The organism is Streptomyces araujoniae (genome assembly GCF_050871195.1).
GTDB lineage: Bacteria > Actinomycetota > Actinomycetes > Streptomycetales > Streptomycetaceae > Streptomyces > Streptomyces bacillaris.
This window is the reverse complement of record NZ_CP194070.1, coordinates 1,550,079-1,570,767: the sequence shown is the minus strand read 5'-3', so window position 1 is coordinate 1,570,767 and position 20,689 is coordinate 1,550,079. Positions and strand designations below refer to the sequence as shown.

The following is a 20,689-nucleotide window of genomic DNA, read 5'->3' as shown; positions in this document are numbered from 1 at the left end:
GTGGTGTCAGCTGGTGAGTTCGCCGGACTTGACCGCGACCCAGTCGCCGTCCTTGTACTCGTAGACGGTGAGCTGCTTGTTGGTGGTGTCGCCGAACTCGTCGAAGGAGACCTTGCCGGTCACGCCGTCGAAGTCGACCTTGCCGACGGCTTCGGCGACCTGGGCGCGGGCGTCGTCGGGGAGCTTGCCGTCGTTGGCGTCGGCGACGGCCTTGACGGCCTCGATGATGGACCAGGCGGCGTCGTAGGAGTAGCCGCCGTAGGCCTCGAAGGGCTCCTTGTAGCCGGCCTTCTCGTAGTTCGCGACGAACTCCTTGGCGGACGGCAGGGTGTCGATGGGGGCACCGACGGAGGTGGCGAGGTCGCCGACGCCTTCGGCGCCGGAGAGCTTGATGTACTCGCCGCTGTAGATGCCGTCGCCGCCGACGACGGGGATCTTGGCTCCGGCCTTCTTGATCTGCTTGCTGAGGGGGCCGGCCGCGGGGTATTCGCCGCCGTAGTAGACGACGTCGGCGCCGGAGCTCTTGACCTTGGTGGCGACCGAGGAGAAGTCCTTGGTCTCGGGGTCGATGTGCTCGGTGCCGGCGATGGTGCCGCCGAGCTTCTCGAATTCGGCCTTGAAGGTGCCGGCGAGGCCGGCGCCGTAGGTCTTCTTGTCGTCGATGACGAAGACCTTCTTCTTCTTGGCGTCGTTGAAGAGGTACTGCGCCGCGAAGGGGCCCTGGACCGCGTCGGTGGTGGCGGTGCGGAAGTAGGAGGCGAAGGGGCGCTCCTTGGTTCCCTCGTTCCACTTCTGGCCCTGGGTGAGGGAGGGCGAGGTGTTGGCGGGGGAGACCTGGACGAGCTTGGCGTCGGCGAGGACCTTCTGCATGGATTCGCCGACGGAGGAGTTCAGGGGGCCGACGACGCCGAGGACGTCCTTGTTGGCGACGAGCTTGCTGGCGTTCTGCTGGCCGGAGGAGGGCTGGGCCTGGTCGTCGAGGGCCTGGATCTTGAAGGTGACGCCTTCGACGTACTTCTTCTCGTTGGCCTGCTTGACGGCGAGGTCGGCGGAGTTCTTGATGCCGAGGCCGAGGGCGGAGAGGTCGCCGGTGAGCGGGGCGTCGAGGCCGATGACCACGGTGGTGGTGCCGCTGTCGCCGCTGCCGCTGTTGTTGCTGTCGTCGCGCGAACCGCAGGCGGTGAGGGTGAGTGCTCCGGTGGTGAGCACGGCGGTGAGTATGAGCAAAGAACGGTGTCGCACGAAAAGTCCTTTCCCTGGCGCGGCCTCCTCTGCTTGAGGTGCCGTGTCGGTCGCCGGGCCGTACTGGGTTGGTACAGGGCCGTGCAGCAGAGGCGCCCGGCGGCGCGGTGACTGGCGGTGACTCTAAGCGCAGCTGAGGGGGTGCGGCACGGGTCGGCGGCGGATGTGACGCTCTTGTTATGCCGTTGAGCAAGGCTTGAGGTTCGTGGGGGTGGATGTGTGGCTTTGGCATGTAGTGCGCATTGACCACATGTTGAGAACGTGCAGCTCTGCTAAGGGGCTTGGGGTGATCATGGTGCTGACGCGGGGTGGGGGTGGCGTCGGGCGTGCCGGGGTGCCCCGGGGGCCTCGGGTCGGGGTGGGCGGCTGGTTTTCGTATTTCGTGGTTGTTACGCAGTGTTACGGCGGCGAGAGTGTGTTCGCGTTTGCCGAGGCCAATGTGGCTGCTGAGTGGCTCATGGAACGGCCGTCACCGTCAAGGGTGTTGACCGAGGGTGTTGATCAACGCGGTTGTGTTTGGTGGGGATATGGCGCTGCCCGGCCGGAATGCGGGGGGCGATTCCGGCCGGGCAGTGTGGTGGTGCGGGGGGTGGTTCGGGGGGTGTGCCGAGGCGTTACGGGAGTGACGCGGCGTGCGGCCGCGGGGGGTCGGGGGTCAGCCGGCGTCGGGGCGGGGGGTGTCGCGGAGGAGGCAGGTGAGGCGGGCGGTGCAGACCCGCTTGTCCTGTTCGTCGGTGATGACGATCTCGTACGTGGCGGTGGAGCGGCCGCGGTGGACGGGGGTGGCGACGCCGGTGACGAGGCCGCTGCGGGCGCCCCGGTGGTGGGTGCAGTTGAGGTCGACGCCGACGGCGATCTTGGTGGCGCCGCCGTGGAGCATGGAGCCGATGGAGCCGAGGGTCTCGGCGAGGACGGCGGAGGCGCCGCCGTGCAGGAGGCCGTAGGGCTGGGTGTTGCCTTCGACGGGCATGGTGCCGACGACGCGGTCGGCGGCGGCCTCGACGATGGTCACGCCCATGCGTTCGCCGAGGTGGCCGGCGGAGAAGAGGGCGGGCAGGTCGACGCCGAGTGCCGCGTACTCGTCGATGACTTCCTGCGGGAAGAGGGGTGCGGTGTGCTCGCCCATGGGTCCGGCTCCGATCGTCTGCGCTGGTTCATTGGTGTGTGCACTGTTCTTACCAGACGGCTGAGCGGACGCTTAGTGGGTGGCGGTTTTCAGTCGTCGCCGGGGGTGCTCCCGGGGGTCTGGGGCTCCTCGAAGCGGATGACGACGGACTTGCTGGCCGGGGTGTTGCTGGTGTCGGCGGTGGAGCCGAGGGGGACCAGCACGTTGGTCTCCGGGTAGTAGGCGGCGGCGCAGCCGCGGGCGGTGGGGTAGTGGACGATGCGGAAGCCCTCGGCGCGGCGCTCGACGCCGTCCTTCCATTCGCTGACGAGGTCGGTGTAGGCGCCGTCGGTGAGGCCGAGGGCGGCGGCGTCGTCGGGGTTGACCATGACGATGCGGCGGCCGCCTTTGATGCCGCGGTAGCGGTCGTCGAGGCCGTAGATGGTGGTGTTGTACTGGTCGTGGGAGCGCAGGGTCTGCAACAGGAGGCGGCCTTCGGGGAGTTCGGGGAACTCGACGGGGGCGGCGGTGAAGTTGGCGCGGCCGGTGGCGGTGGGGAAGCGGCGTTCGTCGCGGGGGGCGTGGGGGAGGGTGAAGCCGCCGGGGCGGGCGATGCGGGTGTTGAAGTCCTCGAAGCCGGGGACGACGCGGGAGATGCGGTCGCGGATGGTGGCGTAGTCGCGCTCGAACTCCTCCCATTCCGTGCGGGAGCCGGTGCCGAGGACCGCACGGGCGAGGCGGGCGACGATGGCCGGTTCGGAGAGGAGGTGGGGGCTCGCGGGGGTGAGGTTGCCCCGGGAGGCGTGGACCATGCCCATGGAGTCCTCGACGGTGACGAACTGCTTGCCGCCCGCCTGGACGTCCTTGTCGGTGCGGCCGAGCGTGGGCAGGATCAGGGCGCGGGTGCCGGTGACGGCGTGGGAGCGGTTGAGCTTGGTCGACACGTGGACGGTGAGGCGGGCGCGGCGCATGGCGGCCTCGGTGACGGCGGTGTCGGGGGTGGCGGCGACGAAGTTGCCGCCCATGGCGAAGAAGACCTTCGCCTCGCCGTCGCGCAGGGCCTGGATGGAGCGGACCACGTCGTACCCGTGGTGGCGGGGCGAGGTGATGCCGAACTCCTTGTCGAGGGCGTCCAGGAAGGCGGGTGCGGGCCGTTCGAAGATGCCCATGGTGCGGTCGCCCTGGACGTTGGAGTGGCCGCGCACGGGGCAGACGCCTGCGCCGGGGCGGCCGATGTTGCCGCGCAGCAGCAGGAAGTTGACGATTTCGCGGATGGTGGGCACGGAGTGCTTGTGCTGGGTGAGGCCCATGGCCCAGCAGACGATGGTGCGCTCCGAGGCGAGGACCATGGCGAGGGCCTGCTGGATCTCGGCGCGGGTGAGGCCGGTGGCCCGCAGGGTCTGGTCCCAGTCGGCGTCCTCGGCGGCCTTGGCGAACTCCTCGTAACCGTGGGTGTGTTCGGTGACGAAGGCGGTGTCGACGGCGCCCTCGGCGGCCAGGATCAGCTTGTTGAGGAGGCGGAAGAGGGCCTGGTCGCCGCCGATGCGGATCTGGAGGAAGAGGTCGTTGAGCGGGGTGCCCCTGAGCATGCCGTGCGGGGTCTGGGGGTTCTTGAACCGCTCCATGCCGGCTTCGGGGAGCGGGTTGACCGAGATGATCCGGGCTCCGGCGTCCTTGGCCTTCTCCAGGGCGGAGAGCATCCGGGGGTGGTTGGTGCCGGGGTTCTGTCCGGCGACGATGATCAGGTCGGCCCGGTGGATGTCCTCCAGGGAGACGCTGCCCTTGCCGATGCCGATGGTCTCGCCGAGTGCCGAGCCGGAGGACTCGTGGCACATGTTGGAGCAGTCGGGCAGGTTGTTGGTGCCGAATTCGCGGGCGAAGAGCTGGAGGAGGAAGGCGGCCTCGTTGCTGGTGCGGCCCGAGGTGTAGAAGAGGGCCTCGTCGGGGGAGCCGAGTGCGGTCAGCTCCTCCGCGATGATCTCGAAGGCGCGCTCCCAGGTGATCGCCTCGTACCGGTCGGCGCCTTCGGGGAGGTACACCGGCTGGGTGATCCTGCCCTGCTGGCCCAGCCAGTAGCCGCTGCGCCCGGCGAGGTCGGTGACGGGGTGGGCGGCGAAGAAGTCGGGGGTGACGCGGCGCAGTGTCGCCTCCTCGGCGACGGCCTTCGCCCCGTTCTCGCAGAACTCCGCGGTGTGCCGCTTGTCGCCCTCGGGCCAGGCGCAGCCGGGGCAGTCGAAACCGTCCTTCTGGTTGACCTTGAGGAGTGTCTGCGCGGTGCGGCGCAGGCCCATCTGCCGGCTCGCGATGCGCAGGGAGTGGGCGACGGCGGGCAGCCCGGCGGCGGCGTGCGGTGCCGCCCCGACCTGCGGGGCGTCCTGGACCGGGTCACCGGTGGGCGGCTTGCTGGCCATGATGCTGCTCCTCTTCGAGCGCGACGTCCGCGTGCGTTCTGCCTCGGTATCGATCCTGTCACGCACCACGGACATCGCACCCGTCCGGGCACCGGGTCACGGGGTGGGCGGGGGCCGGGCACGGCCGGGCGAGGGCCGTACACCGGGTGTGTGAGGGCCGTACGGGGGTTGCCCGGTCCGGATTGTCAGTGGGGCGTGGCAGGATCGGGGGCGTGGCTGAGACGGCATCGAAGAAGACGGCAGACAACCGACCGCGCCTGCTCCTCATGGACGGGCACTCCCTGGCGTACCGGGCGTTCTTCGCCCTGCCCGCGGAGAATTTCACGACGGCGGTGGGCCAGCCGACGAACGCCGTGTACGGCTTCATGTCGATGCTGGCGAACACGCTGCGTGATGAGGCGCCCACGCACTTCGCGGTGGCGTTCGACGTGTCCCGCAAGACCTGGCGTGCCGAGGAGTTCCCGGAGTACAAGGCGAACCGCTCCAAGACCCCCGACGAGTTCAAGGGGCAGGTCGAGCTGATCGGCGAGCTGCTGGACGCGATGCGCGCGGACCGGTTCGCGGTGGACGGCTTCGAGGCCGACGACGTCATCGCGACGCTGGCGACCCAGGCCGAGGCGGCCGGGTTCGAGGTGCTGATCGTCACCGGCGACCGGGACTCCTTCCAGCTGGTCACGGAGAACGTGACCGTGCTCTACCCCACCAAGGGGGTCTCCGAGCTGACCCGGTTCACCCCGGAGAAGATCGTCGAGAAGTACGGGCTCACCCCGCGGCAGTACCCGGACTTCGCCGCCCTGCGCGGCGACCCGTCGGACAACCTTCCGAGCATCCCCGGCGTCGGCGAGAAGACGGCCGCGAAGTGGATCAACCAGTTCGGTTCGTTCGGCGAGCTGATGGAGCGGGCGGACGAGGTCAAGGGCAAGGCCGGGCAGAATCTCCGCGACCACCTGGACGCCGTCAAGATGAACCGGGTCCTCACCGAGATGGTCCGGGACGTGGAGCTGCCGAAGACCCCGGCGGAGCTGGAGCGTGCCCCGTACGACCGCACGGCGGTCACCGGCATCCTGGACATACTGGAGATCCGCAACCCGAGCCTGCGCGAGCGCCTCCTCGCCGTCGACCCCGGTGCGGCGGAGGCCGAGCCGCCCGCCCCGGCGGCCGGGATCGAGCTGGACGGCACGGTCCTCGGCTCCGGCGAGGTCACCGGCTGGCTGGCGGAGCACGGTGCGCAGCCGCTCGGGCTGATGACCGTCGACACCTGGTCGCTGGGCGCCGGCACGGTCACCGAGATCGCCCTCGCCGCCGCCGACGGGGCCGCCGCCTGGCTGGACCCGACCCAGCTCGACGAGGCCGACGAGAAGGCGTTCGCCGCCTGGGTCGCGGACCCGGCACGCCCCAAGGTCCTGCACAACGCCAAGAACGTGATGCGGGTCTTCCCCGAGCACGGCTGGCAGCTCGAAGGCGTCACCATGGACACGGCGCTCGCCGCGTATCTGGTGAAGCCGGGCCGCCGCTCCTTCGCCCTGGATGCCCTGGCCGTGGAGTATCTGGGCCGTGAGCTGGCCCCGGCCGCCGCCTCCGACGGTCAGCTGGCCTTCGGCGCGGACGACCGGGCCGAGCAGGACGCCCTGATGGCGCAGGCCCGCGCCGTGCTCGACCTGGGCGACGCGTTCACCACCCGGCTGAAGGAGGTCGGCGCCGCCGAGCTGCTCCACGACATGGAGCTGCCGACCTCGGTCCTCCTGGCTCGCCTGGAGCGCCACGGGATCGCCGCCGACCGGGCCCATCTGGAGTCCATGGAGCAGCAGTTCGCCGGGACCGTGCAGCAGGCGGTGAAGGAGGCGCACGCGGCGGTGGGCCGGGAGTTCAACCTCGGTTCGCCCAAGCAGCTCCAGGAGATCCTCTTCGGTGAGCTGGGGCTGCCGAAGACGAAGAAGACCAAGACCGGCTATACGACGGACGCGGACGCGCTGGCCTGGCTGGCCGGGCAGACCGAGCACGAGCTGCCGGTGCTGATGCTGCGCCACCGCGAGCAGGCCAAGCTGCGGGTCACCGTCGAGGGTCTGATCAAGACGATCGCCGCCGACGGCCGTATCCACACCACGTTCAACCAGACGGTCGCGGCGACCGGCCGGCTCTCCTCCACCGAGCCCAACCTGCAGAACATCCCCGTCCGCACCGACGAGGGCCGGGCGATCCGCCGGGGCTTCGTCGTCGGCGAGGGCTTCGAGACGCTGATGACGGCGGACTACAGCCAGATCGAGCTGCGGGTCATGGCGCACCTCTCCGAGGACGCCGGGCTCATCGAGGCGTTCACCTCCGGCGAGGACCTGCACACCACGGTCGCCTCCCAGGTCTTCGGCGTGGACAAGAGCGCGGTCGACCCGGAGATGCGCCGCAAGATCAAGGCCATGTCGTACGGTCTGGCCTACGGCCTCTCCGCGTTCGGCCTCTCCCAGCAGCTGAACATCGACCCCGCCGAGGCCCGGGTGCTGATGGACACCTACTTCGAGCGGTTCGGCGGCGTACGGGACTACCTCCACCGGGTCGTCGAGGAGGCCCGCGCCACCGGGTACACGGAGACGATCCTCGGCCGCCGCCGCTATCTCCCCGACCTGAACAGCGACAACCGCCAGCGCCGCGAGGCCGCCGAGCGGATGGCGCTCAACGCCCCGATCCAGGGCACCGCCGCCGACATCGTGAAGGTGGCCATGCTCCGGGTGGACAAGGCGCTGCGGGAGGCGGAGCTGACCTCGCGGATGCTGCTCCAGGTGCACGACGAAATCGTGCTGGAGATCGCGAAGGGCGAGCGGAAGCGGGTGGAGGAGATCCTGCGCCACGAGATGGCGAACGCGGTGGAGCTGCGCGCCCCGCTGGACGTCTCGGTCGGCGTCGGCAAGGACTGGGAGTCGGCGGCCCACTGAGCCACCGCTACGGCCGACGTGCCACGGCATGACCGACGGGCCCGGGACCGCAGAGCGGTCCCGGGCCCGCCGCCGTGCTGTGACGCTCCTTCGGGGTTACGTCCGGTCGGCGGCGGACGCCTCCGTGCGGGGGCCGCCCGGTACGGGTTCCGGCTCCCGGGTCTCCGGCGGCCGCCGCCGCCCTCCGTGGGCCAGCCGCATCCACACCCCGTACAGCAGCAGACCGACCGCGAGTCCCGCGCCCGCCCCGAAGCAGGCGGTCGGGATGATGTCGAGCGGGCTCTCCACCCGCCCGAAGTGGGCGTACCACCGCACGCAGCGGTGGACGGTCCCCACCACCACACAGCCGGCCAGCAGCGCGAGCGCGCCCCGCCGCTCGCCCCGCCCGAGCACCGGGAGCGCCTCGGGCACCGGGGCGGCCACCGCGCGCCGCAGCCCGGTGGCCACGAACCAGCCGAGCACCACCAGCGCCAGCGCCGAACTGCCGTACTGCGCGAACTGGTAGAGCGGGAAGCCGCCCACGCCCCGGTTCAGGAACGGCAGCAACTCCGTCCCCCACCGGCTGTGATGGGTGAACGCGTCCCACACCACATGCGTGGCCGCCCCGAGCGCGGCGGACCCCGCGAACCACAGCCAGGCCGACGGCCCGAACGTCTCCCGGGTCCACCGCCGCCCCCGTACGAAGGCGTGGACGCGGCCCCGTACGCGCACCGGAACCAGCGCCACCAGCGGCTCGCGCAGCGCCGCCCAGACCGCCACCAGCACGGCGGCGATCAGCACGTTCACCGTGACCACCCCGAGCAGGGTGTGGGTGACATCACCGAACTCCATCGCGCCGGGCAGCAGCGTGTCCGCGAAGTAGGTGACGTCGGGCGCGAACGAACCGGCGACCAGGGCCGAGGGGAACAGGCCCAGGCGGCCGGTCCCGTTCCGGCGGACCGCAGGGAGCACGGCGGCGGCATGGCTGAGGGTGAACGGCATGGCGGCAAGTATGCGCGAGCGGTCCGGACCGCCCGTGGGGGCACCCTCCGTTGCCCTCTTGGACAACGTGTAGGAAGGGACGTGAAAAAACAGTAAGAAGCGGTCAGGGTGCGATGCCTCGGTGCCACAAGGTGCCGTAGGGTCGCTGGGGTCCCGCGCTGGGGAGCGCGGGAGCGGCCGTCGAGGGGGAGGAACCGGAACGTATGGCAGCGCACATTCGCCGACGACTGCGCAAGGGGGCCACGACCACCGCGGTGGCGGCGGCCGCCGTGGCGGCGCTCGCGGCTTCCCAGGCGCCCGCGGCCCCGATGGCCGAAGGGCCCGTCGGCGACCAGCAGACCGCCGGCGGTGAGTCGGGCGGCCCCGAGGACGGTGCGGCCACCGGCAACTCCCCGTACTACACCGACCTTCCCCCGCTCGTCACGCCCGACCGGCCCGGTTCGTCCAGCAACCTCCCGATCGCCACCGGCAGCGCCGAGGCGGGCATCCCGGCGACCGTCCTGGCCGCCTACCAGCAGGCCGAGCGGACCGTGGCCTCCACCGACGCCGCCTGCCGGCTCCCCTGGCAACTCCTCGCCGCGATCGGCAAGGTCGAGTCCGGCCACGCCCGCGGCGGCCGGGTGGACGCCGACGGCACCACCCCCTCCCCGATCCTCGGCCCGGCCCTCAACGGCCAGGGCTTCGCGCTCATCAAGGACACCGACGGCGGGGCGTACGACGGCGACGCGGTCCACGACCGCGCGGTCGGCCCGATGCAGTTCATCCCGTCCACCTGGGCCACCTGGGGCCAGGACGCGAACGGTGACGGCCGCAAGGACCCCAACAACATCTACGACGCGGCGCTCGCCGCCGGCCGCTACCTCTGCGCGGGCGGCCGGAACCTGGCCGTCGCCGCCGACCTGGACCGGGCGGTGCTCAGCTACAACCGGTCGACGGAGTACCTGCGCACGGTCCGCTCCTGGTTCGCGTACTACCAGCGCGGCACGCACGAGGTGCCCGACGGCAGCGGCACCCTCCCCACCGCGCCCAGCACCCCGACGCCGAACCCCATCCCCACCCCGGCCGGTACGCCGAGCCCGACGCCGTCCCCCTCGAAGCCCGGCACCACCAAGCCGAGCCCGAGCCCCTCCAAGCCCGGCGACGGCTCCACCAGCCCCACCCCGACGCCGACGCCCACCCCCACGCCGACCCCCACCCCGACGCCGACGCCCACCCCCACGCCGACCCCCACCCCGACGCCGACGCCGACCCCCTCCCCGTCGGAGACCTTCGGCTCCCTGGAGAACGCCGGCACCGGCCCCCTCACCGCCACCGCGGGCGGCACGTTCGAGGAGCGGGTCTCCGTCCGCGCCCGCAACGCCCTCGGCGCGGCGATGGCCCAGGTGCCCGTCACCTTCACCGTCACCGGCACCACCGGCACCCTCTTCGAGGGCGGGAAGAAGACGGTCACCGTCATCAGCAAGGCCGACGGCACCGCCACCGCGCCCGCGCTCAAGGCGGGCGAGAAGACCGGCGAGTTCACCGTCACCGCCACCGCGGGCACCACCCGGCCCCGCACCCTGACCTACGCGGCGAGCGTCACCGCCCGCCAGGCCGACAAGATCGTCCGCGTCGGCGAGGAGGCCCTGGTCGCCGCGCCCGGCGAGAAGTTCGCGGACGCCGTCACGGTCAAGGCCACCCACAAGGGCGCCGACGCGGGCGGAGTCGCCGTCACCGCCACCCTGGTCAAGGACAGCCTGGGGCTCGTCGACAACGACAAGGGCCCGTACTTCAAGGACGCGGACGGCAACCCGCTGCGCACCCTGGACCTCACCACCGACGCGGACGGCCTGCTCCGGCTCCCGGACCTCTTCGCCGACGAGAACCCGGGCACGTACAAGCTGCGCCTCACCACCGAGGGCGGCGCCACGCTCGTCGTCGAGCTGACCGTCCAGGCCCCGGAGGAGACGGAGACCCCCGAGGCCTGACCCACCGGCTCCACCCGCCCGACCGCTCCACCGCCTCGCGACAGCCCCCGCGCCCACCCGGCGCGGGGGCTGTCCGTGCTCCCGCCCGCCCCCGCAGAGCCCGGGGGCTCCCGGCTGTTCTCATCTCGCGCCCGGGTTGCTACGGTGCCCCACCCTGACGGGCCGTCAGTCACGGGTCATCGGGCCGTCGCCGTCATCGGAACACCGCCCCAGGAGGTCGGGCATGCGTGCTCTCGTCGCCGCCGTCATCGGGCTGGCCGCCGCCTTCGCGCTCGTGCTCACCCTCTCCGCCGTCGGCTCCCCGCCCGGGGAGACCTCGCCCGAGCCCCTGCTCACCACGGTCCCGGGCCCCCAGAGGTAGCACCGCAGAGGGAGAGGTCACCACTATGCGCCGCCGAGCCGGTCTCGTACTCCTGGCCTTCGCCGTCTTCTTCACCGCCCTGTCCCCGCTGCTGCGCTGGTACGCCTTCCCCCGGCTGGCCAAGGTGCCGCCGAACCAGTACCAGGTGGTCGTCCTGGAGGCGAAGCCCGCGACCCTCCTCGACTACACGACCCTCCGGGCCAAGGAGGTCGAGAAGGTCACCATCGTCCAGACCCTCAAGGGCAACGTGGAGGAGTCCGAGCGGATCGAACGGAGCGCCGGGCGGGACGTCGTCGTCTGGGACGCGCTCTCCTACATCGAGGGCCCCGACGGGAAGACGGTCTCCGCCATCCCCGAGCGCTACATCTTCGACGCCCACACCCAGGCCCCCGTCAACGCCACCGGCGAGATGGTCGACGGCGACCCCGTCCGCCGCACCGGCATCGAGTTCAAATGGCCCTTCCTCACGGAGAGACGGGACTACGAGTACTTCGACGCCCAGACCCGCACCACCGCCCCCATCCGCTACCAGGGCACCCGCACCTTCCGCGGTCTGGAGGTCTACTACTTCGAGCAGACCATTCCCTGGACCAGGGTCCCGATGCCGAAGAAGATGCCCATCGAGGGCATCACCGCCGAGCAGATCGCGCAGACCGGCATCACCCGCTGGTACACCACGAAGCGGATGTTCTGGGTCGAACCCGTCACCGGGGCGCCGGTCAACGGCGAGGAGATCCACACCGAGGAACTGCGCGACGCCCGGAAGATGGGCATGTCCGAGGACACCGTCACCGCGTTCGACGGCCATGTGAAGATGCGCGAGGACTACATCGCCGACACCGTCGAGCTGGTGAAGTCCCAGCGCGTCCTGGTCCTGCTCCTCACCTCCTACCTGCCCTGGGGCTTCCTGGGCCTGGGCATCGGACTGCTCGCACTCGCGCTCTGGCTGGAGGCGCGCTCGCGGCAGCCCGCCGGCCCACGTCGGCAAGGCCCTACGAGCGCCTGAGCCGGGCCGAGGTGTAGCGCGTCGCCGGTACGGTCGCGGGGTCCTCCGGCCACGGATGCTTCGGGTAGCGGCCGCGCAGCTCCGCGCGTACGGCCCTGTAGCCGTCCTGCCAGAACGACGCCAGGTCCGCCGTCACGGCCGCGGGCCGCCCGGCGGGGGAGAGCAGGTGCACCAGGACCGGCACCCCGGCCACCCGGGGCGTCTCGGCCAGCCCGAACAACTCCTGGAGTTTCACGGCCAGTACGGGCTGCTCGCCGCCGTACTCGACACGGATACGGGAGCCGCTCGGCACCTCGATCCGCTCCGGCGCCAGCTCGTCCAGCCGTACGGCCTCGCCCGTCGCCCACGGCAGCAGCCGGCGCAGCGCCTGCCCCGCGTCGATCCGCCCCAGGTCCGCCCGGCGGCGGGCCCGGGACAGCTCCGGCTCCAGCCAGGCACCCGGGTCCGCGAGGAGCGCCCCGTCCGACACGTCCGGCCACGGCGCCCCCACCACCCGGTGCAGGAACGCCAACCGCAGCCGCAGCTGCTCACTGTCCCGGCTCCACCGCAGCAGCCCGAGCCCCTCCCGCTCCAGCCCCTCCACCAGGGCCCCGCGCACCAGCTCCGGACCCGGCTGCCGCAGCGGGCGGACCGCCAGCTCCACCGCCCCGACCCGGTCCACCGACCGGGCCACCACATCACCGTCGGCCCACCGGACCTCCTCGCCGCGCACCCGCAGCCGCCCGGCGGCCAGGAGCGCGGTGTCCTCGTCGATCACCGCCGCCAGCCGTACGCGCGCCGAGGCCGCGTGGGCGGGCCGGTCCGCGACGGCGACGGCCAGCCAGGGCGCGCTGCGCAGCCGCGAGGAGTCCCCCAGCTCCGCGCCCGTCCCCGACACCATGAGGAACGCCCCCTCACCCCGGGCCCGCGCCACCCGCTCGGGAAAGGCCAGCGCGGCGACGAGCCCGGCCACGGCGTCATCGGAGCGCCCCGCGCCGGGGCCGCCCCAGGAGCCGGGGCCCGTACCGGAGCCGGAGCCCGAACCGGCCCCGGAGCTGGACCCGGACCCGGACCCGGAGCCCGAACCTGCACCGGAACTGGACCTGGAGCCCGTGCCCGTGCCCGTGACTGGCGCGGCCTCGGAGCCCGGCAACTTTCCGGAGCCCGTGGCGGGCGCGGCCCCGGTGCCCGAACCGGCCCCGGAACCCGTGCTCGGCGATTTCCCGCAGTCGGCCCCGGAGCCCGCGCCGCCCGCCCGGCCGGAGCCCGCGCCGTCCACCTGGGCGGACAGCCGCCGCACCTCCTGCTTCCAGCGGCCTGCGTACCCGTCCTGGCCCCGGCGGGCCATGCGCAGCGCCGCAGCCAGATCGTCCCCGTACTCTCTCGGCGGCTCCTCGCTCAGCAGCGCCACCACCTCCGCCGCCCGCCGCGCCCCGACCTCCGCGGCCCCGTCCAGGAGCGCTCGCGCCAGCCGGGGGTGCAGCCCGAGGCGGGACATCCGTACGCCCCGGTCGGTGACCCGGCCCGCCGCGTCCACCGCGCCGACCGCGCCCAGCACCTCCCGGGCGGCGGCCATCGCCCCCGCGGGCGGCGGGTCCAGCAGGGCCAGCGAGGAGGCCTCCGGGTCGCCCCAGCACGCCGCCTGGAGCGCGAAGGCGGCGAGGTCGGCCACCTTGATCTCCGGGGCCGGGAAGCGCGCGAGCCGCCCGTCCTCGGCCTGCTCCCAGCACCGGTACACCGCCCCGGCCGCCTCCCGCCCCGCCCGGCCCGCACGCTGCCGGCCGGCCGCCTGCGAGGCCCGTACGGTGGTGAGCGCGCTCAGCCCCCGGGCATGGTCGGTACGGGGCTCCCGGGCCAGGCCCGAGTCGACGACGACCCGTACGCCCGGCACGGTCAGCGACGACTCCGCCACCGAGGTCGCCAGCACCACCCGCCGTACGCCGGACGACCCGGCCAGCACCGCGTCCTGCACGGCGGCCGGGGCGCGCCCGTGCACCTGGAGCACCTCCGCGTCCACCCCGGCCAGCTGCCCGGCCACCCGCGCGATCTCCCCGACACCCGGCAGGAAGCAGAGCACGTCCCCCTCCCGCTCGGCCAGCGCCCGCCGCACGGTCGCCGCCACATGCGTCAGCAGGGCAGGGTCCACCCGCATCCCGTGCGGCGGCTTCACGGGCCGCGCGGGCGGCGCCCAGACGACCTCCACCGGGTACGCGACCCCCTCGGCCTCGACCACCGGAGCGTCGCCCAGCAGCCGCGCCCACCCCTCCGCGTCCGTCGTCGCGGACGCGGCCACCAGCCGCAGATCGGGCCGGATCGCCTCCCGTACGTCCAGGAGGAAGGCGGCCACCGTGTCCGCGTCCAGGTGGCGCTCATGGCACTCGTCGATGACCACCACATCGACCCCGGCCAGCTCCTGGTCGCGCTGGAGCCGCTGGAGCAGCACCCCGGTGGTCACGACCTCCACCACCGTGTCCCGCCCCACCGCCCGCTCCCCGCGCACGGTGAAGCCGACCCGGCCGCCCGGCCGCTCGCCCAGCAGCCAGGCCATCCGCCGCGCCGCCGCCCGCGCGGCGATCCGGCGCGGCTCGGCCACCACGACCCGGCGCACCGGCCCGTCCCCGGTCAGCCCGGCCAGGACGAGCGGTACGAGGGTGGTCTTGCCGGTGCCGGGCGGGGCGCAGAGGACGGCGACGCCACGGTCCTCCAGCGCGCGCCGGAGCGCGGGGACGGCGGTGCGGACGGGGAGGCGGTCCAGGGCTTCGGTGCGGATCACGGTCCCAGTGTCGTACGCGGTCCGCCCCGGCGAAGACGTCAGCCCCGACCTCGGGCGGACACCGGTGCCGGCCTCGGGAAGAGGTGAGCGCCGGCGTCGGGGAGAGCTGTCAGCCCCGCTCGCACACGAAGATCGCCGTTCCCGGGATCAGGTTGCCCCGGAGCGGGGACCAGCCGCCCCACTCCTGGTCGTTCCACACGGGCCATTCCGGTTCGACCAGGTCGAGCAGCCGGAAACCGCCCGCGACCACGTCCCGCACCCGGTCGCCGAGCGTGCGGTGGTGCTCCACGTAGACCGCGTTGCCCTCCTCGTCCTGCTCGACGTAGGGGACCCGGTCGAAGTAGGAGGCGGCGACGGAGAGGCCCTCGGGCCCCGGCTCGTCCGGGAACGCCCAGCGGATCGGGTGCGTCACGGAGAAGACCCACCGCCCGCCCGGCCGCAGCACCCGGTGGACCTCGCGGAAGACGCGTACGGGATCGGCGACGAAGGGCACCGCCCCGTACGCGGAACAGGCCAGGTCGAAGGAGGCGTCCCGGAACGGCAGCCGGCCCGCGTCCGCCTCCACCAGCGGGATCCCCTCGCCGATGCGCAGGGCGTGCTGGAGCTGGCGGTGGGAGAGGTCGAGCGCCACCGGGCGGGCGCCCCGGGCGGCCAGCCAGCGCGAGCACTGGGCCGCCCCGGCGCCGATCTCCAGGACGTCCAGGCCCTGGAGGGAGGCGGCGGGCCCCAGCAGGCCGGCCTCGGCCTCGTCGAGCCCCTCGGGGCCCCAGACGAAGCGGTCGTCCCCCAGGAAGCCGCCGTGGTCGCTCTGGTACTCGTCGGCGTTCCGGTCCCACCAGCCGCGGCTGGCGCGGCTGCTCTCGGCCTCGCCGGCCGCGCGCCGGGTCGCTTCGGGCTCCGCGGGTTCGCCGGAGTGGGTGCCGTGGATCTCTTGGCTCATCGTGCCCGTCGTTGTAGTTTGCCTTCACTCGCCGCACGCGGTACGGACCAGAGGCGGTACCGCGAGAGGGACGCGTGTGCGCGACGTCTTGCCGCACTGCCGTATTGTGTACGGGTCGATCGGCCCGAACACGCCTCGGAGAACAGGAGTTGCTCCGGTACAGGGCCGGTACGGGGCCGTGGTGCCCCTCGGTTCGCGCCTGCGCGCATTGACCCTGTCCGGCTGCCCCCGTATGCTACAAGTTGCGCTGCGAGCCTGCGCGCCTCAGACCTAGCAGGCCGCGCTCGCGTCTGTTGCATGTCCCCTCGGTTGTCGAGAGCGTCTCTCCGGAAACGGATTGCGTGCTTTCCAGGCTGTCCGGCTTCTGCAGAGGCGATACGGGCTTTCGGCGTAGCAGTACCTACGACTCTCTGTCCGTACCGGAGCCCTTTCCCACATGACGAGCAGCACCGAGACCACCGCCACCACTCCGCAGGTTGCGGTCAACGACATCGGCGACGCGGACGCGTTCCTCGCGGCGATCGACGAGACGATCAAGTACTTCAACGACGGCGACATCGTTGACGGTGTCATCGTCAAGGTTGACCGGGACGAGGTTCTCCTCGACATCGGTTACAAGACCGAAGGTGTCATCCCGAGCCGCGAGCTCTCGATCAAGCACGACGTCGACCCGAACGAGGTCGTCAAGGTCGGCGACGAGATCGAGGCCCTGGTTCTCCAGAAGGAGGACAAGGAAGGCCGCCTGATCCTCTCGAAGAAGCGCGCTCAGTACGAGCGTGCCTGGGGCACCATCGAGAAGATCAAGGAAGAGGACGGCATCGTCACCGGTACCGTCATCGAGGTCGTCAAGGGTGGTCTCATCCTCGACATCGGCCTCCGCGGCTTCCTCCCGGCGTCGCTCGTCGAGATGCGTCGTGTCCGCGACCTCCAGCCCTACGTGGGCAAGGAGCTCGAGGCGAAGATCATCGAGCTGGACAAGAACCGCAACAACGTGGTCCTGTCCCGCCGTGCCTGGCTCGAGCAGACCCAGTCCGAGGTTCGCCAGACGTTCCTCACCACCCTCCAGAAGGGTCAGGTCCGCTCCGGCGTCGTCTCCTCGATCGTCAACTTCGGTGCCTTCGTGGACCTGGGTGGCGTCGACGGTCTCGTGCACGTCTCCGAGCTCTCCTGGAAGCACATCGACCACCCCTCCGAGGTCGTCGAGGTCGGTCAGGAAGTCACCGTCGAGGTCCTCGACGTCGACATGGACCGCGAGCGCGTCTCCCTGTCGCTCAAGGCGACGCAGGAAGACCCGTGGCAGCAGTTCGCCCGTACGCACCAGATCGGTCAGGTCGTCCCGGGTAAGGTCACCAAGCTCGTTCCGTTCGGTGCGTTCGTCCGCGTCGACGAGGGCATCGAGGGTCTGGTCCACATCTCCGAGCTGGCCGAGCGCCACGTGGAGATCCCGGAGCAGGTCGTCCAGGTCAACGACGAGATCTTCGTCAAGGTCATCGACATCGACCTCGAGCGCCGTCGTATCAGCCTCTCGCTGAAGCAGGCCAACGAGTCCTTCGGTGGCGACCCGGCCTCGGTCGAGTTCGACCCGACCCTGTACGGCATGGCCGCGTCCTACGACGACCAGGGCAACTACATCTACCCCGAGGGCTTCGACCCCGAGACCAACGACTGGCTCGAGGGCTTCGAGGCGCAGCGCGAGGTCTGGGAGACCCAGTACGCCGAGGCGCAGCAGCGCTTCGAGCAGCACCAGGCCCAGGTCATCAAGAGCCGCGAGGCCGACGAGGCCGCCGCTGCCGAGGGCGCTGCCGCCCCGGCCGGCGCCGCTCCGGCCGCCTCGGGCGGCTCCGGTGGCGGTTCGTACTCCTCGGAGTCGGCGGACAACTCCGGCGCCCTGGCGTCGGACGAGGCCCTGGCCGCGCTGCGCGAGAAGCTGGCGGGCGGCCAGAGCTGACGCTCCGGATCCCGACGGCTCATCGGCTGCGGTAAAGCTGTAGAGCGGTAAGTGAGGCCCGTCCCCTTCGGGGGACGGGCCTCACTCGCGTATGCGGGAGCCGGTCAGGGCGTGACGGTGATGTTGGTCAGGCCCCTGCCGCCGGTGACGGTGTTGCTCGCGTGGACCGTGGTGCGGCAGGTGGCGCTGTTGTTGGTGACGTTGATGGCGAGCCGGCGGTCCCCGGTGGCGCCGGTCAGGTCCGAGGTGTTGTTGCGGAAGACGGTGCCGCAGCCCCAGCCGGGCCGCTGGGTGTGGGTCTCGTAGCCGTTGTTGGTGGTGCGGGTGCCCCGATTGCCCTCCACCAGGACGTCGTTGCCCTTCACATCGACCCAGGAGTCGTCGTAGTTGGCGCCGGTGAGCCCGTTGCCGTCGAAGGTGTTGCCGACGATCCGGGCGCCGGTGGTGCCTTCCTTGATGTCGACGTTCTCGCCGCGGACGTCCGGCCCGATGGTGTTGTCGAGGATCTGCGCGTTGTCGCTCCGGTCGGTCAGGTCGTTCGCCGTCCCGACGTACACGCCCTCGCCCATCCCGCGCCCGTTCTGCCCGGTGTCGTAGATGCGGGAGTTCTTCAGTACGCCGTCGCGCGAGGACTTGCGGAAGTGGACGCCCTCCATGTCGAGGTCGTGGACGGTGACCGAGTCGATGACGACGCCGTTCGCGGCGTCGGCCATGATGCCCTTCTGGCCGCCCTTGACGGTCACCCCGTGGACCGTCCAGTACGAGGCGCCGTTGAGGTGCAGCCCGTAGCCGCCGCCGGCCGTCAGGACGGCCCTGCTGGAGCCGGTGAGGATGATGCGGGCGCCGGAGGTGCCGGGGCGGGTGGCCTTGAAGTTCCCGGTGTACGTGCCGTCGGCGAGCCGGATCGTGTCGCCGGGGGAGACGGTGGTGAGCGCCGACTTCAGCTGGGCGGCGGTGGACACGTCGATCACCGCCGCGTGCGCGGGCCCGGCGCCGGTCAGGACCAGCCCGCCGGAGGCGAGGGCGGCGGTCAGCAGGACGGTGAGAGGGGTGCGGGGGCGCATGGGGGAGCCTTCCCGTCGGAATCGGAGGGTCCGGAATGTTCCCGTACATGAATGGGGGGCGCATCCCTGAACGTGTTGCCCAGTGACGGTAGGGACGGCGGCGGTGCGCGTCAAGGTCTGGACCAATAATGGGTGCGCCCTGGCCGGCCCGCCTCGGGCGCGTCTCAGGCCCGTCTCAACTGGCGTGCCTCGAAGCCCCGTTGCCGGAAAGTGCGGTCGCGGGGAATGCTCGTGGGGGCGGCCGCGTTCTTCCCAGGGAACACGAGGAGGAGCGGTAACCGTGCCTGATCCGCAGAGTTTGTACGAATGGGAGCCGAAGGGCCTGGCCGTCGTCGACATGGCGCTGGCCCAGGAGTCGGCCGGCCTGGTCATGCTCTACCACTTCGACGGATACATCGACGCGGGCGAGACCGGCGAGCAGATCGTCGAGGGCCTGCTCGAAACGCTGCCCCACCAGGTCGTGGCCCGCTTCGACCACGACCGGCTCGTCGACTACCGCGCCCGGCGCCCCCTGCTGACCTTCCGGCGCGACCGCTGGACCGCCTTCGAGGCCCCGACCCTGGAGGTCAGGGTCGTCCAGGACGCCACCGGAGCGCCCTTCCTCCTGCTGTCTGGCCCGGAGCCGGACGTGGAGTGGGAGCGGTTCGCCGCCGCCGTCGAGCAGATCGTCGAGCGGCTCGGCGTCCGCCTCACGGTCAACTTCCACGGCATCCCCATGGGCGTCCCGCACACCCGCCCCGTGGGCATCACCCCCCACGGCAACCGCACCGACCTGATGCCGGGCCACCGCAGCCCCTTCGACGAGGCCCAGGTCCCCGGCTCGGCGGAGTCCCTCATCGAGTACCGCCTGATGGAGGCCGGCCACGACGTCCTCGGGGTCGCCACCCACGTCCCGCACTACGTGGCCCGCTCCGCCTACCCGGACGCGGCCCTGACCGCGCTGGAGGCGATCACCGCCGCGACCGGCCTGGTCCTGCCCGCCCTCGCGCACTCCCTGCGCACCGAGGCCCACCGCACCCAGACCGAGATCGACCGGCAGATCCGCCAGGGCGACGAGGAGCTGGTCTCCCTCGTCGAGGGCCTGGAGCACCAGTACGACGCGGTCGCCGGCTCCGAGACGCGCGGCAACCTGGTCGCCGAACCGGTGGACCTGCCCTCCGCCGACGAGATCGGCCGCGAGTTCGAGCGCTTCCTCGCGGAGCGGGAGGGCGACGGCTGAGCGCCCCGGCCGGGCCCGTAGGCTGCGGCCCATGCTGAAAGTGGGCCTGACCGGCGGGATCGGCGCCGGCAAGAGCGAAGTGTCGCGGCTGCTCGTCTCGTACGGGGCCGCGCTGATCGACTCCGACCGGATCGCGCGCGAGGTCGTCGAGCCCGGAACCCCCGGACTCGCGGCCGTTGCCGAGGAGTTCGGGCCGGACGTCCTGGCCCCCGACGGGACCCTGGACCGTGCGGCGCTCGGCGCGATCGTCTTCGCCGACCCGGACCGCCGCGCCGCCCTCAACGCGATCGTCCACCCCCTCGTCGGCGCCCGCGCGGCCGAGCTGGAGCGGGAGGCGGGCGCGGAGGCCGTCGTCATCCATGACGTACCGCTGCTGGCCGAGAACGGCCTCGCGCCCCTCTACGACCTGGTCGTCGTCGTCGACGCGTCCGCCGGAACCCAGCTCGACCGGCTGGTGAACCTGCGCGGAATGACCGAGTCGGACGCCCGCGCCCGGATGGCCGCCCAGGCGACCCGCGAGGAACGCCTCGCCGTCGCCGATCTCACCGTGGACAACGACGGGCCGCTGGAGGCCCTGGAGCCGCAGGTCCGCGGGGTCTGGGAGGAACTGCTGCGCCGGGCGGCCGCCACCACCGGCTGACCGTGGGCCCTACGGACCGGTCGGACCGTCGGCTGACCGTGGGTCCTGCGGACCGGTCGGGTACCGCTGGCTGACAGTGGGTCCTGCGAACCGGTCGGATGCCGCTGGCTGACCTCGGGCCCTGCGACC

Annotated in this window: 14 protein-coding genes; 7 read left to right on the top strand and 7 right to left on the bottom strand. The window is 72.1% G+C overall.

The features are described from left to right. Positions 1–6 precede the first annotated feature (6 nt). From ACQ9ZG_RS06670 to ACQ9ZG_RS06660, 3 genes are all read right to left on the bottom strand, one after another. Positions 7–1,242, bottom strand: coding sequence for a branched-chain amino acid ABC transporter substrate-binding protein (locus ACQ9ZG_RS06670; RefSeq protein ID WP_026237533.1), 1,236 nt, complete (start codon positions 1,240–1,242; stop codon positions 7–9). A gap of 655 nt (positions 1,243–1,897) precedes the next feature. Further along, positions 1,898–2,368: a PaaI family thioesterase gene (locus ACQ9ZG_RS06665; protein ID WP_018512096.1), complete on the bottom strand. Its 471-nt coding sequence runs from the start codon at positions 2,366–2,368 to the stop codon at positions 1,898–1,900. 89 nt (positions 2,369–2,457) lie between these two features. Continuing rightward, a complete protein-coding gene (locus tag ACQ9ZG_RS06660) occupies positions 2,458–4,758 on the bottom strand; it encodes an FdhF/YdeP family oxidoreductase (RefSeq protein WP_109916330.1) in 2,301 nt (766 codons plus the stop codon). 212 nt (positions 4,759–4,970) lie between these two features. Between ACQ9ZG_RS06660 and polA the strand changes: the two genes are divergently transcribed. Next, positions 4,971–7,682: a DNA polymerase I gene (polA, locus tag ACQ9ZG_RS06655; protein ID WP_109916329.1), complete on the top strand. Its 2,712-nt coding sequence runs from the start codon at positions 4,971–4,973 to the stop codon at positions 7,680–7,682. 96 nt (positions 7,683–7,778) lie between these two features. On the opposite strand, the gene ACQ9ZG_RS06650 is transcribed toward polA, so the two are convergent. Beyond that, positions 7,779–8,663, bottom strand: coding sequence for a DUF4184 family protein (locus ACQ9ZG_RS06650; RefSeq protein ID WP_499280098.1), 885 nt, complete (start codon positions 8,661–8,663; stop codon positions 7,779–7,781). Between the two features lie 203 nt (positions 8,664–8,866). Here ACQ9ZG_RS06650 and ACQ9ZG_RS06645 point away from each other — a divergent pair, with 203 nt between their 5' ends. The 3 genes from ACQ9ZG_RS06645 (at position 8,867) to pgfA (ending at position 11,997) form a co-directional block, all read left to right on the top strand. After that, positions 8,867–10,630, top strand: a complete 1,764-nt coding sequence (locus tag ACQ9ZG_RS06645; protein ID WP_499280097.1) for a lytic transglycosylase domain-containing protein — start codon at positions 8,867–8,869, stop codon at positions 10,628–10,630. 223 nt (positions 10,631–10,853) lie between these two features. Then, positions 10,854–10,991 carry an SPW_0924 family protein gene (locus tag ACQ9ZG_RS06640; protein WP_106961771.1) on the top strand — a complete coding sequence of 46 codons (138 nt, stop codon included), beginning with the start codon at positions 10,854–10,856 and terminating at the stop codon, positions 10,989–10,991. Between the two features lie 25 nt (positions 10,992–11,016). After that, positions 11,017–11,997, top strand: a complete 981-nt coding sequence (gene pgfA / locus ACQ9ZG_RS06635) for a cell envelope lipid trafficking protein PgfA (RefSeq protein WP_109917357.1) — start codon at positions 11,017–11,019, stop codon at positions 11,995–11,997. Here the strand turns inward: pgfA and ACQ9ZG_RS06630 are convergent. Further along, positions 11,984–14,749, bottom strand: coding sequence for an ATP-dependent RNA helicase (locus tag ACQ9ZG_RS06630; RefSeq protein WP_499280096.1), 2,766 nt, complete (start codon positions 14,747–14,749; stop codon positions 11,984–11,986). The genes pgfA and ACQ9ZG_RS06630 overlap by 14 nt on opposite strands. A gap of 109 nt (positions 14,750–14,858) precedes the next feature. Beyond that, complete coding sequence (locus ACQ9ZG_RS06625; protein WP_028419274.1) at positions 14,859–15,689, bottom strand: class I SAM-dependent methyltransferase; 831 nt, start codon at positions 15,687–15,689, stop codon at positions 14,859–14,861. 436 nt (positions 15,690–16,125) lie between these two features. On the opposite strand from ACQ9ZG_RS06625, the gene rpsA reads away from it, so the two are divergent. Next, entirely contained in the window at positions 16,126–17,637 is a 1,512-nt protein-coding gene (gene rpsA / locus ACQ9ZG_RS06620; RefSeq protein ID WP_018512105.1) for a 30S ribosomal protein S1, read from the top strand. A 104-nt stretch (positions 17,638–17,741) separates the two neighbouring features. On the opposite strand, the gene ACQ9ZG_RS06615 is transcribed toward rpsA, so the two are convergent. Beyond that, positions 17,742–18,701: a right-handed parallel beta-helix repeat-containing protein gene (locus ACQ9ZG_RS06615; RefSeq protein ID WP_099219293.1), complete on the bottom strand. Its 960-nt coding sequence runs from the start codon at positions 18,699–18,701 to the stop codon at positions 17,742–17,744. A gap of 280 nt (positions 18,702–18,981) precedes the next feature. On the opposite strand from ACQ9ZG_RS06615, the gene ACQ9ZG_RS06610 reads away from it, so the two are divergent. Next, positions 18,982–19,920, top strand: coding sequence for a PAC2 family protein (locus ACQ9ZG_RS06610; RefSeq protein WP_026237535.1), 939 nt, complete (start codon positions 18,982–18,984; stop codon positions 19,918–19,920). A 31-nt stretch (positions 19,921–19,951) separates the two neighbouring features. Continuing rightward, the gene (gene coaE / locus ACQ9ZG_RS06605; RefSeq protein ID WP_109916567.1) at positions 19,952–20,560 is read left to right on the top strand and encodes a dephospho-CoA kinase; all 609 of its coding nucleotides are present in this window, start codon (positions 19,952–19,954) and stop codon (positions 20,558–20,560) included. Positions 20,561–20,689 lie beyond the last annotated feature (129 nt).